Source organism: Salinicola rhizosphaerae (assembly GCF_014652715.1).
Classification (GTDB): Bacteria; Pseudomonadota; Gammaproteobacteria; order Pseudomonadales; family Halomonadaceae; genus Salinicola; species Salinicola rhizosphaerae.
Genome location: NZ_BMZI01000002.1, coordinates 141308 through 158082, shown reverse-complemented (window position 1 = coordinate 158082; position 16775 = coordinate 141308). Strand labels below are relative to the sequence as shown.

The window sequence follows — 16775 nt, the reverse complement described above, 5'->3', positions numbered from 1 at the left end:
GGCATCACAGGATCGTCTTCAGGAAATCACTGCCATGAGCGAAGCAACCGCCAGCCGGCCAACCGCAGGCAACGACACACCGATGGTCCAGATCGACCATCTCAACAAGTGGTACGGCGACTTCCACGTACTGCGCGATATCAACCTGACCGTCACCAAGGGTGAGCGAATCGTCATCTGCGGACCGTCCGGTTCGGGCAAGTCGACGATGATTCGCTGCATCAATCACCTGGAAGAGCATCAGCAGGGATCGATCACGGTCAACGGCATCCCCATGAACAACGACGTCAAGCGGATCGAGCAGATTCGCCGCAACGTCGGCATGGTCTTCCAGCACTTCAACCTGTTCCCGCATCTGACGGTGTTGGAGAACTGCTGCCTGTCGCAGATCTGGGTGCAAAAGAAGTCGCGCGCGCAGGCCGAGAAGACCGCCATGGAGTATCTGGAGCGCGTGCAGATCGCCAACCAGGCGAAGAAGTACCCGGGGCAGCTCTCCGGTGGTCAGCAGCAGCGTGTCGCGATCGCTCGCGCCCTCTGCATGCGCCCCGAGGTGATGCTGTTCGACGAGCCGACTTCGGCGCTCGACCCGGAGATGATCAAGGAAGTGCTGGACGTCATGATCGAGCTCGCGCACGAAGGCATGACCATGCTCTGCGTGACCCACGAGATGGGCTTTGCCAAGACGGTCGCCGACCGCGTCATCTTCATGGATCAGGGGCAGATCATCGAGGAAGCACCGCCGAACGAGTTCTTCAACAATCCGCGCTCGGAGCGGACTCAGCTGTTCCTCAGCCAGATTCTGGGGCACTGATGGGTATTGAGAAGCGCTTCGTCAACGGCGCGCCGCAGCCGATCGCACCGTTCTCCCACGCCTGCCGCGTGGGAGATTTGGTGTTCATTACCGGGCAGATGCCAACGGTGCCGGAGACCAACGAGATGCTGCTCGGCACGTTCACCGAGCAGACCCATCGGGTGATGCAGAATCTGGCCATCGTGCTCGAAGCGGTGGGCAGCGCTTTCGAGCACGTCGTCCAGAGTCGTGTCTTCATCACTAACATGGGGCATTTCGACGAGGTCAACGGCGTCTATGCCAGCTACTTCGAGAATCCGCTGCCGACGCGCACCTGTATCGGCGTCACTGGGCTTGCCGGCGGCGCGGATGTCGAGGTCGACATGATCGCGTGGATTCCGCCGACCGACGACTGAGCCCGCTCACGATCGCCTTTTCAGCGCCCCGCTCTTGCGGGGCGCTGTCGTTGAGGCCCGGGGAAAACGCGGCCGGTCTCCATGACCGTAAGCCGGAACCTTGAGCGGCAGCGCAATCTCGACCACGCTTAGATCGCGATCCACGGAACAGGAGAGTCATCATGGACAAGATCTACATAGTGGCCGCCGATGCCGCTCGTGCACGCATCTTCGCGCGCCAGGCCAACGTGCTGAAGGAGGTCGAGACTCTGACGCACGCCGAGGGCCGTGCTCATACCGGCGATCTGCGCACCGGTGGCAAGGGTGAAGCCAGCGCTGGCGCGAGTCAGCGTCAGACCGGCAACGAGGACGCGACGTCCGACAAGCAGGAGATGTTCTTCGCCAAGGAAGTGGCTGGCTATCTTCGCGAGGCGCGCACGCAAGGCAAGGCTGACGAGTTCATCCTGATCGCGGCGCCGCACTTTCTCGGCCAGCTGCGTGACAAGCTGGATAAACCGACACAGGCGCTGGTGACGAAGACAGTCGACAAGGATCTTTCCAAGGCAAGCGAAGACGAGATTGCGGCAAAGCTCGGTTGGAAGCACTAGCGCCGCCGCTGATTTTCGGGCTGCCGAGCGCGCTGTTCACGGGATGCTCGGCAGGTCGATCCCGTCGCTGCGCTCGACCCCAGCCGTCATCTCGCGGCATAGGCGAAGGAACTCGCGCATCGCCGTGGTGAGATATTTCTGACGATGCCAGATAAAGGCGAAGCTGCGCGTCAGGTCCAGCGCTGGCGTCGCGATCGGGACGAGACTACCGCGGCGGAAGGCATCCCTCAGCGCCAGTCTCGAGACGCAGCCGATGCCAAGGCCCGATTCCACCGCCCGCTTGATACCCTCCGTATGCTCCAGCTCGAGCAGAATATTGAAGCGGCCGCGGCGATGTCGCATGGCATGCTCCAGTGTACGCCGTGTGCCGGAGCCGACTTCGCGCATGATCCACGCCTCTCGCAGCAGCCGGTCGACATCGGCCACGCCCTCGGCGGCGAGCGGATGACGCGGCGAACAGAACACCGTCAGGTCATCGTCGATCCACGGCTGCATCACGATATCGTCATGCTGGCAGTCGCCCTCGATCAGCCCCAGATCCAGCTCGTGAAGCGCAATGCGCTCGACGATCGACGCCGTATTGCGGACCTGCAATCGCACGCGACTCTCGGGGTAGCGCTGCATGAAATCGCTGATCAGCAGCGTCGCGAGATAGTTGCCGATGGTCAGCGTCGCCCCGACTTCGAGTGAGCCAATGCCGTGCTGACCCTGCAGCAGCTCCTCGATCTCTTCACCGCGATCAAGCAATGCCACGGCCTTCGGCAGCAGCTGAAAGCCCAGCGCGTTGAGCTTCAGGCGCTTGCCCACGCGATCGAGCAACTGGCAGTCGAACTGGCGCTCCAGCTCGGCCAGCGCGGTGCTGGTGGCAGACTGCGATAGAGCCAGCGTTCTGGCCGCGCGTGATACGCTTTGATGCTGCGCGATAGCCACGAAGACCTCCAGCTGGCGAAGCGTGTAACGCATCGATCTCTCCGGTGAGGCCGCAAAAGCGGGGGGATAGTCTGTATATCTATTTTATGGATATAGGTTATCCAAATAACCCACTTAACAGAACGTTTCCCGTTTCTTATAGTCTCTTCATCTACAGCATCGGCGATTTATGCGATTTTGCTATTACGACGGTGCTTCAGCGTATTCCACTCGTCAGGTCAGGAGTCATCATGAGCAAGTTCGCCCTGGAAGAGGTTCTCAGCGTTCACCACTGGAACGACACGCTGTTCAGTTTTCGCACCACGCGCGAGCGCAGCCTGCGTTTCAAGAATGGCCAGTTCGTGATGATCGGCCTGGAAGTGGAAGGGAAGCCCCTGGTTCGCGCCTACTCCGTCGCCAGTCCCAACTACGAAGATCATCTCGAGTTCTTCAGTATCAAGGTGCCGGACGGCCCGCTCACCTCTCGTCTGCAGCATCTCAAGGTCGGTGATCAGATCATGGTCAGCCGCAAACCGACCGGTACGCTGGTCTGCGATGACCTGCTGCCAGGGCGCAATCTCTACATGCTGTCGACCGGCACCGGTCTGGCGCCGTTCATGAGCCTGATTCAGGATCCGGAAGTCTACGAGCGCTTCGAGAAGGTCGTGCTGATCCACGGCGTGCGTACCGTCAGCGAGCTCGCCTACGCCGATTTCATCTCCAAGGAGCTGCCGGCGCATGAGTATCTGGGTGAGGAGATCAGCGAAAAGCTCGTCTACTACCCGACCGTGACCCGTGAAGAGTTTCACACCACCGGGCGTCTCACCGATCATATCCGCAGTGGCAAGCTGTTTGCGGATACCGGTCTGCCCCCGCTCGACCCGAAGCAGGATCGCGCCATGATCTGCGGTAGCCCCGCGATGCTCGACGAGACCAGCGAGCTGCTCGATGAACTGGGCTTCGCGATCTCTCCGCGGATGGGTGAGCCGGGGGATTATGTGATCGAGCGAGCCTTTGTCGAGAAGTAACCCCAGCCACGAGTCGCGAGCTACGGGCTTCGAGGCAGAAAAAAAGAGGCCAGCGATGACGATCGCTGGCCTCTTGTCTTTTCGGAGCCAAATCCTGATTGTCGCAGCTCGCAGCTCGCAGCTCGCAGCTCGCAGCTCGCAGCTTTAAACCGCGTCCTTTCCGGTCTCGCCGGTACGGATACGCACGACCTGCTCGAGCGGCGAAACGAAGATCTTGCCGTCGCCGATCTTGCCCGTGTTGGCCACCTTGGTGATCGCGTCGATGACCTGATCGCTCATGCTGTCATCGACCGCGACTTCGAGCTTGATCTTCGGCAGGAAGTCGACGACGTACTCAGCGCCGCGATACAGCTCGGTGTGCCCTTTCTGACGGCCAAAACCCTTGACCTCGGTCACGGTCACGCCCTGGACGCCGATCTCCGACAATGATTCACGCACGTCGTCCAGTTTGAACGGTTTGATGATGGCAGTAACCAGTTTCATTGAAGTTCTCCTCGCGTGCGTTAGACGGATGGCTGTGCGCCCTTGTCCTGTTTCCCTGGAGGCCGCCGTAGGCGATCGGCCCTTGGCCTAAGCATACACCGGCATTTACGGGAATTAAAAAAGGCCCCCCGAAGGGGGCCAGGGGAGCACGCCAGCTCACTCGGTCATCGGCTTACTTCTTGCCGACGTTGAATTCAGGATAGGCCTCCATACCGCATTCCGCGATATCGACACCTTCATACTCTTCCTCTTCGGAGACACGCAGACCCATGACCGCCTTGATGATGCCCCAGACGATCAGGCTGGCGACGAGGGTCCATACGAAGATCGAGACGATACCCAGCAGCTGAGCACCGAAGGTCGCATCGCCGTTGGAGAACGGGACGGCGATCAGGCCCCAGATACCGACGACACCGTGGACGGAGATGGCACCGACCGGGTCATCGATCTTGGCCTTGTCCAGCGAGACGATGGCGATGACCACCAGCAGGCCACCGACGGCACCGATCAGGGTTGCACCCAGCGCGCTCGGCGCCAGCGGTTCTGCCGTGATGGCAACCAGGCCAGCCAGCGCGCCGTTCAGCGCCATGGTCAGGTCCGCCTTGCGGAACCAGAGTTTGGCCAGGATGATCGCGGCGATGACGCCGCCGGCAGCGGCCGCATTGGTGTTGACGAAGACCTGGGCCACTGCGTTGGCTTCACCAACGTTGGAGACCATCAGTTCGGAACCGCCGTTGAAGCCGAACCAGCCGAGCCACAGGATGAAGGTACCCAGCGTCGCCAGCGGCAGGTTGGCACCCGGGATAGCGTAGATGGCGCCGTTCTTGCCGTACTTGCCCTTGCGCGCGCCGAGCAGCAGAACACCGGCCAGCGCTGCTGTCGCGCCACACAGGTGAACCACGCCGGACCCGGCAAAGTCCTGGAAACCGGCTGCGTCGAGGAAACCGCCGCCCCATTTCCAGTAGCCCTGAATCGGGTAGATGAAGCCGGTCATGATGACCGCGAAGATCATGAAGGCCCAGAGCTTCATGCGCTCGGCAACGGCGCCGGACACGATGGACATCGCGGTGGCGACGAAGACGACCTGGAAGAAGAAGTCGGAACGGGCGGAATAGTAGACATCGCCACCGCTGTTCATGACGTCGTCGACGCTGTGCTCGGCGCCGATCAAGAAGCCGAAGCTCGGGAAGAAGCCACCGCTCTCGCTCGAATACATAATGTGATAGCCGACCAGCAGGTACATCGTGCAGGCAATGGCGTAGAGAACGACGTTCTTGGTCAAAATCTCGGTGGTGTTCTTGGCGCGCACCAGACCGGCCTCGAGCATGGCAAAACCGGCTGCCATCCACATGACCAGCGCACCCGTCACCAGAAAGTAGAAGGTGTCGAGCGCATAAGATAATTGCACTACTTGATCATTCATTCTTTTGTCTCCTCGTTCCGCGCCGTCAAACGGCGTCGGCCCCGCGTTCCCCGGTTCGGATCCGGATGACATCTTCGAGTGGCGTGACGAACAGCTTGCCGTCCCCGATCTTGCCGCTGTTAGCTGCGTTGCGGATCGAATCGAGAACGCCTTCGACGCGGTCATCATCGACAGCGATTTCCACCTTCACCTTCGGCAGGAAATCGACCACGTATTCCGCGCCGCGGTAGAGCTCAGTGTGGCCTTTCTGACGACCAAACCCTTTCACTTCTGTGACGGTGATGCCCTGCACGCCGTTATCAGCGAGCGCTTCTCGCACATCGTCGAGCTTGAAGGGTTTAATTATGGCGGTGATGAGTTTCATCCCTTATCTCCCGTAGTCGGCTTGCGCCTTCGGGTTACAGGCAGAACGCATGCCACACCCCGTTGAATTGCTATATTTCAGTGGCTTACAGGAGTTTTACGCGTCGGCAATGATTGCTTGCGGAATGTGAGAACCGTTATATGCACCAATATCGATCATAGCTCAAACGCTCATGCACTTTTTGTGCGCAAGCGCGTCGGCCTCTCTTTGCGTATGCTGAGGGGAACCCAGAATCAAGGAGTCATCGTCATGTCGGCACAGGATCGGTTCGAGCGTCTGGCCAAGCAGTTGAGCGACAGGTTGCAGGGCGCATCGCAAGCGCCGGGTGATATCCAGCGCAACGTGCAAGGCGTACTGCGCGGCGCCATGGAGCGCATGGAGATCGTCTCCCGCGAAGATTTCGACATCATGATGGATGTGCTGACGCGCACGCGTGAGCGAGTGGAAGCGCTGGAGGAGCAGGTCGCGGCGCTGGAAAACACGCTGCACACCGCCCAGGCCGTGCAGCCCCGGGCGGGGCAGGACGACGATACCGCGCCGATGGAGGACGACGTCGATGGCAGCGCTCATGGAGAGAAACCCTAAAGCTTTGCCGCCCGCCGGCGATATCTGGAGAAAGGCCCCTCGTTGAAGGAGAGCTGTAGACTCCAGTGGCATCGCCGATTTTCCGGTTCTTCGGTGAGGGATATTTCGCAGGCGGTCACGCGAACGTGGCGCCGTCTGCCGATTACCTTTCGACGCGCGCCGCTTCATGTGAAGTGCGCCGCCCGAAGAATCCGGAGACACCATGACGCTTGCCATCGTGCACGCCCGCGCCAGCCTCGGCCTCGAAGCGCCCGAGGTGCTGATCGAGGTCCACCTGAGCAATGGCTTGCCGGGCCTGACCTTGGTCGGCCTGCCGGAAGCCGCCGTCAAGGAGAGCCGCGAGCGCGTGCGCAGCGCGCTGCTCAATGCCGGCTTCGAGTTCCCCTCTCGCCGCATCACGCTCAACCTGGCGCCGGCTGATCTGCCCAAGGAGGGTGGCCGGTTCGACCTGCCGATCGCGCTGGGCATACTGATGGCGTCGGGTCAGGTACCGGTAGAAGCGGCCGAGCGGCTGGAAGTCGTCGGAGAGCTCGCTCTGGACGGCTCGCTACGGCCGGTCACCGGCGTACTGCCGACCGCGCTGTCGGCCAGGCGCGCCGGGCGCAGTCTGATCGTGCCGATGGAGAATGCCGACGAGGCCGCGCTGGCCGAAGGCGAGGTGTTCGCGGCGGGGCACATTCTGGATGTCGTCAGCCATCTACTGGGTCGCGAGCGGCTACCGGCGCACCAGATTGGCGCGCCTCCGCGGGCCCGGATGTCCGCACCCGACATGGCGGACGTCAAGGGGCAGCATCAGGCCAGACGCGCGCTGGAAGTCGCTGCCGCCGGTGGCCACAATCTGCTGTTCGCCGGCCCGCCGGGAACCGGAAAGACCATGCTCGCCAGTTGGCTGGCCGGCATCCTGCCGCCGCTCACGCGAGAGGAGTCATTGGACGTGGCGGCGGTGCGCTCGGTTTGCGGGCTGTCGATCATGGAGCGCTGGGCACAGCGGCCGTTTCGCAACCCGCACCATACCTCCAGCAGTGTGGCACTGGTCGGTGGCGGCTCCAAACCCCGCCCGGGCGAGATCTCTCTGGCCCACCACGGCGTACTGTTTCTCGACGAACTGCCGGAGTTCGATCGCCACGTGCTCGAGGTGCTGCGCGAGCCACTGGAATCCGCGCAGATTCTGATCTCGCGCGCCAATCATCAGCGCCGGTTTCCTGCCCGCTTTCAGCTCGTCGCCGCGATGAATCCGTGTCCATGCGGGCACCTGGGCGATCCACGTCAGCGCTGCCACTGTAGTCCGAGTCAGATCCAGCGCTATCAATCGAGGCTCTCCGGCCCATTGCTGGATCGCATCGATCTGCAGGTAGAAGTTCCCGCACTGCCAGCGACTCAGTTGACCGATCAGACCCCGGGTGAGTCTTCCGCCGATGTCAGGGCGCGAGTCCTGGCCGCACGCGAACGCCAGCGCGCGCGTGGCTGGCTCAACGCCCACCTGCCGGGACCGCAGCTGGAAGCGGCCTGCGCACTCTCGCCGCAGGCCCGCGAGTGGTTTGCCGGCGTTCTCGACCGCCTCAATCTGTCGGCGCGCGCCTATCATCGCCTCTTGCGTGTTGCGCTGACGCTGGCCGACCTTGCCGCAGAACCGCGGGTCGGCAAGGCACAGCTGATGGAAGCCGTTGGCTACCGTCAGCTCGATCGCATGCTGAACGCCAACGACCCTTCTCGGCTCTGAGTGCTCGCAAACCGCATTCTTTTTCGCTCGCCCAGACCGATGTTGGAGTGAGCTCCGCTCACGAAGGTTTTGAAATTCCTCCGTGGCTTGAGAATTCACTTTCGCGAGCAAAGCTCGCTCCGACAATAATGTGCGATTGCCGCATCCGGTGTTGGAGTGAGCGTCGCGAGCGAAGCCGCCGGATCCGATTCGCCCGCCCAGGCCGATGTTGGAGTGAGCTCCGCTCACGAAGGTTTTGGAGTTCCTCAGCGGCTTGAGAATTCACTTTCGCGAGCAAAGCTCGCTCCGACAATGATGTGTGATTGCCGCCTCTGGTGTTGGAGTGAGCATCGCGAGTGAAGCCGTTGATCGCCCGGGATTTCACCTCGATATCAGTGTGCCGGCGGCTTGATAGCGTTCACCGCAGCGCCGCTGCGAGGCTGTCGAGACGGCCCGGTACGAGCGAGTCCTCCAGCGCGCTGATACGCAGTAGATCGCCCAGGGCGGGGTGCGCGGGGCGATGAATCAGCGTGCCTTCGTCGAGCAGCGTGCGATGAACGGCGGCGGCGCGCTCGGCATCGCCGAGACGCAGACTGACGAAGTTGGTGGTGCTGGGTAACACCTCGGCGCCGCGTTCACGCAACCACTCGCTCAATGCGCGGCGGCGGGCGATCACGTCGTCGACATGCGCCCGCGTTTCGTCGGGATGCGCTAGAACGGTCTCGGCGGCAGCCAGCGCGAGGGACGATACCGCGTAGTGAATCCTTACTTTCATCAACATCGCCAGCGTGTCCGGCGTGGCGATGGCGTAGCCGACCCTCAGGCCGGCCAGTCCGTGGGCCTTGGAAAAGGTACGTAGGCGAATGACGCCGGGCCAGACGCGATTGGCCTCCGGCTGCCAGGCGTCTTCGCGAAAGTCGTGATACGCCTCGTCCAGCACGAGCGTGCACGCCTCCGGCAAGGCCTCGCGCAGCGCGAGCACGTCAGCATCGGTATGCAGATGGCCGGCGGGATTGTCGGGATTGGCGAGATAGAGGACGCGGGCCTTCTCGCGTCTGGCGGCGTCGGCCAGCGCTTGCAGGTCCGGCGCGAGATAGCCTTCGTCACTGGCATAGTCGACCTCGACCTGGCGGCACCCCTGCCCGCGCACGAAGTAGCTCCAGGTGGGATAGGTGCCGGCGCTGGTAATGACCGTGCTGCCATCATCGCAAAGCGCGCGCAGCGTCAGCGCCATCAGGCTATCGGCGCCGGCGTCCACCAGAAGCGAGTCCATCGGTACGTCCAGTGCCTCGGAGAGCATCGAGCGCAGCTGCCACGCTTCGGCGTCGCCGTAGGTGCGAGCCAGCTCGGCCAGCGCAGGGCCGAAGCGAGCCGCCAGTGCCTGGTGCGGCATGTCGAGCCCTTCGTTGGACCCGATGCGGTGCGGTAGCGTGTGGCCCAGCCGGCGCTCCAGCGCCTGCAGGCCGGGGAAGGGATTGTTCGGGCCATCCTGTTCGGTGAGGTGGCGAGCAAAACGTGGCATGGGACTCTCGATACGTCGTTGGACAAAATACGTCGTTAAACAAAAACCGTGGGCCGTCAGGCAGAGAACGGTCATTCAAGCAGCATCGCGGATCACGCAGCGGGTTTGAGCACCTTGCGTCGAGCATCAATCGGCTTCGGTGGCGTCGAACGGTAGCGCATCGAGATCGACGGCGCCGTTGGCGTGCCACTGCCAGTGCGACTGGACCTTGCCCGGCTGCGAGAGATCGAAGCTTAGACGATAGGGCTGAAGCACACGATCGCTCAGCCGCAGCGGCGGCGCATCGGCACTCAACGTTGCCTGCAGCAGCCATTGATTACCGTCGTCGCCGTGCATTGCGTCAGGCACCCAATCGAGCACGTGCGGCGCATCGGCGTGGCTCAACAGCGCGCGACCGAGCGCCTCGTTGAGCGCATCCGGAGGGACCGGAAGATGGCCATCGACTTCAGCTGGCTGCATCAAAATCGTCACGTCGGCGGTCGAGGACGCCGGCCATGGCGGTTCGTTCAGCAATCCTCGAGCGGCGTTGTCTGCCAGGCCGCGCAGCGCCTGGCGCTCGCTCGGCGGCGAGGCGCCGAATCCGGCACAGCCGCTGAGCATCAGCGCGACATTCAGCGCAACCAGAAGGCGCCCGAGCCAGGCTTTCATGAGGTCCGTTTGACGTCGGGCACCGCGAGATCCAGTGCGACGAGAAAGTCTTCGAGCGCCGCGAACAGCTCATGGCGGATCTCGTCGGCCTCGTTGACCAGGTGGTGACGTGCCTGCGAATGCCGCACGATGTGAGCGCGCGGAAACTTGCGTTTGAGTGCCTTGAGGTTCCAACTCCAGTCGACGGTCAAATCCTGTTCGCCCTGCAGAATGAGCACCGGCAGTTGGCTTGGCGGGCGTTTGAGCAGGGTCGGCATCCAGCGGCGCATCGCGGTCACCCAGGTCAGCGCCAGGCGGTCGTCCTGCAGCGGGTCGTGCAGGCGCAGGAAGTCGGCGAATTCGATATCGGTGGTGTTGGCGCGATACTTTCGGGGAATGGTATCGACGAACGGGCTGGCGATACGGTGTAGCCAGCGCGATTGATTCCAGCCCCAGGGGCGAACCAGCGGCGCCAGCAGCACCAGCGCCTGCCAGGGGGCCTGGCTGCCCCGTTCGAGCGCGTCCGTCGCCACGATCGAGGCCCCGGTGCTCTGCCCGACCGCGATCCAGGGGCCCGGAGCCAGCTCGCTCGCCGCCATCTGCTGCTCGATGGCGTTGAAACAGGTCACGTAGTCGGTGAAGTCATCGATGGTGGCGCGTGCGCCGCTCGAGAGGCCGTGGCCAGGCAGGTCCCACATCACGACCTGCCAGCCGAGATGCAGCAGTCGCTCCAGAAGATGACCGTAGAGGCCGAGATGATCGAAATAGCCGTGAACCACGAAGACGGTACCGCGCGGGGCCGGCGGTGCCCAGACCTGAGTCCAGAGGTCGAAGCCCTTGCCATCGGCATCGACCGCGCGCAGGAAACCGGCGTGCAGCGTCGGCGGCTCGTTCGTCGCGAGCAGAGTGCTCAAGCGGTAATGGTCGAGATAGTCGGCCAGTGCCGAGCGGAGGGGAGCCTCGATGCGCTGAACGGGGCCGAGTGCCTTCAGTGGCGAAAAGTCGAGCATGCGTCAATCTCCTGATCCACTCATGCTACTCGCCGCGCCGTGACAAGGCCATGATGCGGGTCGCCGACGAAGCGACATCTCGAGTGATCCGGTGCGGATGCGGAAAGGGTGCCCGTCGCGCGAATCGGGATCGGCTAAACCAAGGTCGAATGCGGTACCGTGGACCTGACTGGCTAAAATATGGAAAATATTTCCATAAACGAGAAATAGCCTGCGTGGTAGACACGACAGTGGGCGCAGACATTGCACGCTCGAAACGAGCTTACACGGGAGACAGTCATGAACGCACGCACCCAGCATCACCGTCTGCAGGTGGCCGACGAGCTCGAGCGTTTCATCAACGATGAGGCGCTACCTGGCAGTGGTGTCGATGCCGCTGCTTTCTGGCAAGGTCTCGATGCGCTGATCCATGATCTGGCACCGCGCAATCGCGACCTGATCGCCGTGCGCGACCGCTTTCAGCGTCAGCTCGATGAATGGCATCGCGAGCATCCGGGCGCGATCGAGGACATGGCCGCCTATCGCCGATTTCTCTCCGAGATCGGCTATCTGGTCGAGGCGCCAGCCAGCGTAGAGGCAAGCACGGCCAACGTCGATGCCGAGATTGCACGGCAGGCGGGGCCGCAGCTGGTCGTGCCGGTCAACAACGCCCGCTACGCGCTCAACGCCGCCAATGCTCGCTGGGGGAGTCTCTATGACGCGCTCTACGGTACCGATGTGATCAGCGAGACCGACGGCGCCGAGAAGGGCAATGGCTACAACCCCAAGCGCGGCGAGAAGGTGATCGCCTACGCGCGTAACGTGCTCGATCTCGCCGCGCCGCTGGCGATCGGCTCGCACCGCGATGCGGTGGGCTATCTGGTGCGCGACGCGCATCTGACCGTCAAGCTCGAAGGTGGGCGCGAGACCGGTCTCCGGAACCCGGGCCAGTTCGTCGGCTACCGCGGTGAAGCGAGCGCGCCCGAGGCCGTGCTGCTGGTCAATCATGGCCTGCATCTGGAGATTCAGGTCGACGCCGAGCATCCCATCGGCAAGACTGACCCGGCTCACGTCAAGGATCTGCTCCTCGAGGCCGCCGTCACCACGATCATGGACTGCGAGGACTCGGTCGCCGCGGTCGACGCCGAGGACAAGACGCGGGTCTATCGCAACTGGCTGGGGCTGATGAAAGGGGATCTCGAGGAGCGCTTCGAGAAGGGTGGCAAGACGGTCACCAGACGGCTCAATGCCGACCGCGAGTACACGCTGCCGGACGGCGAGTCGCTGCGTCTGCCGGGGCGCTCGCTGATGTTCGTGCGCAATGTCGGCCATTTGATGACCACGCCGGCGATTCTCGACGGTGACGGCAACGAGATCCCCGAAGGCATGCTCGATGCCGTGGTCACCTCGCTGATCGCGATGCACGATCTGGCGCGAGACAGTGGCAATTCGCGTACCGGCTCGATCTACATCGTCAAGCCCAAGATGCACGGGCCAGCGGAAGTGGCGTTTGCCAGCGCGTTGTTCGAATGCGTCGAGCAGATGCTGGGACTGCCCGAGGACACCCTCAAGATGGGCATCATGGACGAGGAGCGCCGCACCTCGGTCAATCTGAAGGCCTGCATCGCGGCCGCCGCTTCTCGCGTCGCCTTCATCAATACCGGCTTTCTGGATCGCACCGGTGACGAGATGCACACGGCGATGAACGCCGGCCCCATGCTGCGCAAGGGCGACATGAAAGGCAGTGCCTGGATCGGCGCCTATGAGCGCAACAACGTCCAGGCCGGTCTCGCCTGCGGGCTGCGCGGTCGGGCGCAGATCGGCAAGGGCATGTGGGCGATGCCGGATCTGATGGCGGCGATGCTGGAGCAGAAGGTGGGCCATCCCAAGGCGGGCGCCAACACCGCCTGGGTGCCCTCACCGACGGCCGCCGTCCTCCATGCGTTGCACTACCACCAGATCGATGTGAACGCCGTTCAGCGCGAGCTGGAGCAGCAGGGCGAGAGCGATCTGCTCGATGAACTGCTGACCGTCCCCGTCGATCCCAAGGCGGCCTGGAGTGCCGACGAGATCCAGCAGGAGCTCGACAATAACTGTCAGGGCATCCTCGGTTACGTGGTGCGCTGGGTGGAGCATGGCGTGGGCTGTTCGAAGGTGCCGGATATCCACGATGTCGGGCTGATGGAAGACCGTGCGACGCTGCGTATCTCGAGCCAGCACATCGCCAACTGGCTGCATCATGGGATCGTCAGCGAAGCGCAGGTGCGCGAGACGCTCGCGCGCATGGCCAAGGTGGTCGACGAGCAGAATGCGAGTGACCCTGACTATACCGCGATGAGCGCTCACTTCGAGAATTCGACCGCGTTCCAGGCAGCTTCCGATCTCATCTTCAAGGGGCGCGAACAGCCGTCCGGTTATACCGAACCCTTACTGCATCGCTGGCGCGCGGTGGAAAAAGGCGCGAATTGAGCGTAAGGGGCCGGGCGGTACGGACGTGCTGCCCGGTTCGGCTCGATACAGACACGCCGTTATTCTCAAGGCGTGGCGTTTTTCAAGCCGGCGAGGGGTCGATTCCGCTGAATCGCGGCGAGCGGATATAAAAAAAGAGAGCCAGGCGTGCACGCCGGGTCTCCCTCTTGGTCAACTAAGCCTGAAGTGCTGAACTCCTACGGTCATCGCGCTCCGTATGTCCCTGGCTGCAGTCGTCCCGACTGCCATCCTTGCGAATCCTCAATCCTTGAGAATGTGATCACCGTACGCTCTATCGAGTGGTATGGATACAGATGGCCTCATTATATTTTGGTGCGCCGACGTCAGTAGCTTCCTAGAGCTCTTTTCCTGAGCACCGAGTGCTTGTGAGTGGAAGCCCATACGCTGGGCCTCTCCCGTCGCTTACGCTATCTTGATCGCAGCCGTGCGTGTCTCGACAATCGCTGCCCAGGGAGAATCCGATGACCGTCATGACTGCCGCCGAGATTGAAGACTTCCTCGACGACGTCTTTCCGCATCGCCAGGGCACCATCGAGGCGGTGGACCACATGCGAGCGACGATGAGCCTGGCGGTGGAAGACGAGCACCTGCGTCCGGGCGCCAGTGTTTCCGGCCCTTCAATGTTGAATCTCGCCGATATCAGCCTCTATGTCGCGATTCTGGCCCAGATCGGGCCCGAGACGATGGCGGTGACGAGCAGTATCAACTGCCACTTTCTGCGCCGCGCTCGAGGCGACCGTGATCTCATCGCCAACGCGCGCATCGTCAAGCTGGGTCGCCGGCTAGCGGTGGGTGAAGTGCAGCTTTTCTCCACCGGCGATAACGAGCCCGTGGCGCTGGTGACCGCGACCTACGTGCTGCCGGACCGTGACGATTGATTCTCAGCCCGCTACCGGCCGCTGACGCCATGCACTCCACGCCAGCGCCAGCCAGCCCGCCATCAGCAGCAGCCCGCCGAAGGGCGTGACGATGCCGACCGGTTTCAGACCGCTCAATGTCAGCAGGTAGAGCGAGCCGCTGAAGGCGACGATGCCGACGAGCCAGAGCGTTACCGCCAGTGACTGACCGCGTAGCGGACGGTGGCTTTGCCAGACGAGTACGGCCAGCGCGGCGAGCGTATGCCACATCTGGTAGCGCACGCCGGTCTCGAAGACGGCGAGATAGCGCGACGAGAGCGAGCCACTCAAGGCGTGTGCGCCGAAGGCGCCAGCCACGACCACGCCGAAGCCACTCAGAGCGACCAGAACCCAGGCCCACCGTTGTTGCCAAGCCCACTTTCGATGCATGTTGCGACTCCCGTCGGGCGGCTATGCTGTTCAAGGCGCGTGCGCTTCGCGACCCGGACGCTGTGCCGTGAATTGACGCCCGCCAGTCTAGCGCGTAAAAAACCGCCTCGGCAGCCGCCCGCCAGCGTCTGCGCCGTCATCGTTCTCCATAAGGATCTCCGAAATGGAATTCATCAACACCCTCCACGATGCGGTCTACGCCGTCATGACTCCGGTCAGCGACTTCGTATGGACCTATATTCTGCTCTATCTGCTGCTGGGTGCAGGCATTCTGTTCACCGTCTTGACCCGCTTCATGCAGTTTCGCCTTTTCGGGCACATGGCGAGAGTGACCTTCACCAGCCGCGGGTCGGGTAACGGCGTCAGCGGCTTTCAGGCCTTCGCCACCTCGCTGGCGGCGCGTGTCGGAACCGGCAACCTGGCGGGCGTGGCGATCGCGCTGTGGGTCGGTGGGCCTGGCGCGATCTTCTGGATGTGGATGACGGCGCTGGTCGGTTTCGCGACGTCGTTCATCGAGTCGACGTTGGCGCAGACTTACAAGAAGCGCAACGAGGACGGGGTCTTCCGCGGCGGCCCGGCCTATTACATCGAACGGGCGCTGGGTCAGCGCTGGATGAGCGCTCTGTTCGCGATCTTCCTGCTGATCGCCTACGGTTTGGCGTTCAACGGCGCACAGTCCAACACCATTGCCCAGGGGATGTCACAGGCGTTCTCGCTTCCCAACTGGGTAACCGGCATCGTGCTGGTGATCATCACCGCGCTGGTCATCTACGGCGGGCTCAAGTCCGTCGCGCGCACCGCCGAGAAGATCGTGCCGGTCATGGCGATCGGTTACTTTCTCGTCGCCCTCTGGGTGCTGCTGGCCAACATCGGCGAGGTGCCGGCCATGCTGGCGCTGATCGTCAAGAGTGCCTTCGGTTACAGCCCGGCGGTGGGCGGTACTGTGGGCTACACCATCAAGATCGCGATGGAGAACGGCATCAAACGCGGCCTGTTCTCCAATGAGGCGGGTATGGGGTCCGCGCCGAATGCGGCCGCCCAGGCCGATGTGAAACACCCGGCAGCGCAGGGCTTGGTGCAGTCGTTCGGCGTCTTTATCGACACGCTGGTGATCTGCAGCTGCACCGCCGTCGTGATTCTCTTGTCCGGCGTCTACGAGCAACTGATGGCCACCTCGCCGGGCAAGGATATCGTCGGTATCCAGCTGACGCAGGACGCGATGGTCGACCATCTCGGCAGTTTCGGCGAGATATTCATCGCCATCGCGATCTTCCTGTTCGCTTTCACGTCGATCATCGCCAACTTCTCCTACTCGCAGATCAATATCGAGTACCTGTTCAAGCGACATGCCAAGAGCGCGGTCTCGGTGCTGCGTCTGGCGGTGCTGGCAATGGTGATGATAGGTTCCGTGGCGCAGCTGCAGTTCGTGTGGGACTTCGCCGATCTCGCCATGGGCCTGATGGCGACGACCAACCTGATCGCCATCCTGCTGCTCTGCCCGATCGCGATTCGCGTGCTCAACGACTACGAGCGCCAGCGCAAGGCGGGCGTTCGCGAGCCGACCTTCGACCCGCAGG

At 62.7% G+C, this 16775-nt stretch carries 17 protein-coding genes; 9 read left to right on the top strand and 8 right to left on the bottom strand.

Annotated features, from left to right (window positions below; all coding sequences use genetic code 11):
* The first annotated feature begins 82 nt into the window (after nucleotides 1–82).
* The 3 genes from IE125_RS04135 (at nucleotide 83) to IE125_RS04125 (ending at nucleotide 1793) form a co-directional block, all read left to right on the top strand.
* Nucleotides 83–811 (top strand): amino acid ABC transporter ATP-binding protein, encoded by a 729-nt coding sequence (locus IE125_RS04135; protein WP_189443794.1) that lies wholly within the window; start codon nucleotides 83–85, stop codon nucleotides 809–811.
* Complete coding sequence (locus IE125_RS04130) at nucleotides 811–1206, top strand: RidA family protein (protein WP_229808918.1); 396 nt, start codon at nucleotides 811–813, stop codon at nucleotides 1204–1206. Before IE125_RS04135 ends, IE125_RS04130 begins: the two co-directional genes overlap by 1 nt.
* Before the next feature lie 161 nt (nucleotides 1207–1367).
* Entirely contained in the window at nucleotides 1368–1793 is a 426-nt protein-coding gene (locus tag IE125_RS04125; protein WP_189443332.1) for a host attachment protein, read from the top strand.
* Nucleotides 1794–1829: 36 nt separating this feature from the next.
* Here IE125_RS04125 and IE125_RS04120 read toward each other — a convergent pair whose 3' ends face one another.
* Complete coding sequence (locus IE125_RS04120; protein ID WP_189443331.1) at nucleotides 1830–2756, bottom strand: LysR family transcriptional regulator; 927 nt, start codon at nucleotides 2754–2756, stop codon at nucleotides 1830–1832.
* A 197-nt stretch (nucleotides 2757–2953) separates the two neighbouring features.
* On the opposite strand from IE125_RS04120, the gene IE125_RS04115 reads away from it, so the two are divergent.
* Nucleotides 2954–3730 (top strand): ferredoxin--NADP reductase, encoded by a 777-nt coding sequence (locus IE125_RS04115; protein WP_189443330.1) that lies wholly within the window; start codon nucleotides 2954–2956, stop codon nucleotides 3728–3730.
* 144 nt (nucleotides 3731–3874) lie between these two features.
* Here the strand turns inward: IE125_RS04115 and glnK are convergent, their stop codons facing one another.
* The 3 genes from glnK to IE125_RS04100 form a co-directional block, all read right to left on the bottom strand.
* Nucleotides 3875–4213: a P-II family nitrogen regulator gene (gene glnK / locus IE125_RS04110; RefSeq protein ID WP_189443329.1), complete on the bottom strand. Its 339-nt coding sequence runs from the start codon at nucleotides 4211–4213 to the stop codon at nucleotides 3875–3877.
* A gap of 172 nt (nucleotides 4214–4385) precedes the next feature.
* Nucleotides 4386–5636, bottom strand: coding sequence for an ammonium transporter AmtB (gene amtB, locus IE125_RS04105; protein WP_189443328.1), 1251 nt, complete (start codon nucleotides 5634–5636; stop codon nucleotides 4386–4388).
* Between the two features lie 25 nt (nucleotides 5637–5661).
* Nucleotides 5662–6000 (bottom strand): P-II family nitrogen regulator, encoded by a 339-nt coding sequence (locus IE125_RS04100; protein WP_189443327.1) that lies wholly within the window; start codon nucleotides 5998–6000, stop codon nucleotides 5662–5664.
* Nucleotides 6001–6249: 249 nt separating this feature from the next.
* On the opposite strand from IE125_RS04100, the gene IE125_RS04095 reads away from it, so the two are divergent.
* Nucleotides 6250–6585: an accessory factor UbiK family protein gene (locus IE125_RS04095; protein ID WP_189443326.1), complete on the top strand. Its 336-nt coding sequence runs from the start codon at nucleotides 6250–6252 to the stop codon at nucleotides 6583–6585.
* 202 nt (nucleotides 6586–6787) lie between these two features.
* Complete coding sequence (locus tag IE125_RS04090; protein WP_189443325.1) at nucleotides 6788–8305, top strand: YifB family Mg chelatase-like AAA ATPase; 1518 nt, start codon at nucleotides 6788–6790, stop codon at nucleotides 8303–8305.
* Nucleotides 8306–8702: 397 nt separating this feature from the next.
* On the opposite strand, the gene IE125_RS04085 is transcribed toward IE125_RS04090, so the two are convergent.
* The 3 genes from IE125_RS04085 to IE125_RS04075 form a co-directional block, all read right to left on the bottom strand.
* Nucleotides 8703–9806 (bottom strand): aminotransferase class I/II-fold pyridoxal phosphate-dependent enzyme, encoded by a 1104-nt coding sequence (locus IE125_RS04085; protein ID WP_189443324.1) that lies wholly within the window; start codon nucleotides 9804–9806, stop codon nucleotides 8703–8705.
* A gap of 126 nt (nucleotides 9807–9932) precedes the next feature.
* Nucleotides 9933–10454: a hypothetical protein gene (locus tag IE125_RS04080; protein ID WP_189443323.1), complete on the bottom strand. Its 522-nt coding sequence runs from the start codon at nucleotides 10452–10454 to the stop codon at nucleotides 9933–9935.
* A complete protein-coding gene (locus IE125_RS04075) occupies nucleotides 10451–11443 on the bottom strand; it encodes an alpha/beta fold hydrolase (RefSeq protein WP_189443322.1) in 993 nt (330 codons plus the stop codon). The genes IE125_RS04080 and IE125_RS04075 overlap by 4 nt, the downstream gene beginning before the upstream one ends.
* 279 nt (nucleotides 11444–11722) lie before the next feature.
* Here IE125_RS04075 and IE125_RS04070 point away from each other — a divergent pair, with 279 nt between their 5' ends.
* Together IE125_RS04070 and IE125_RS04065 are read left to right on the top strand one after the other, a co-directional pair.
* Complete coding sequence (locus IE125_RS04070; RefSeq protein WP_189443321.1) at nucleotides 11723–13891, top strand: malate synthase G; 2169 nt, start codon at nucleotides 11723–11725, stop codon at nucleotides 13889–13891.
* A gap of 482 nt (nucleotides 13892–14373) precedes the next feature.
* Nucleotides 14374–14790, top strand: a complete 417-nt coding sequence (locus IE125_RS04065; protein ID WP_189443320.1) for a PaaI family thioesterase — start codon at nucleotides 14374–14376, stop codon at nucleotides 14788–14790.
* A 3-nt stretch (nucleotides 14791–14793) separates the two neighbouring features.
* Here IE125_RS04065 and IE125_RS04060 read toward each other — a convergent pair whose 3' ends face one another.
* A complete protein-coding gene (locus IE125_RS04060) occupies nucleotides 14794–15198 on the bottom strand; it encodes a DUF423 domain-containing protein (RefSeq protein WP_189443319.1) in 405 nt (134 codons plus the stop codon).
* Between the two features lie 163 nt (nucleotides 15199–15361).
* Between IE125_RS04060 and IE125_RS04055 the strand changes: the two genes are divergently transcribed.
* Nucleotides 15362–16775, top strand: a 1414-nt coding sequence (locus IE125_RS04055; RefSeq protein ID WP_189443318.1) for an alanine/glycine:cation symporter family protein, incomplete at its 3' end; no start/stop codon positions are given.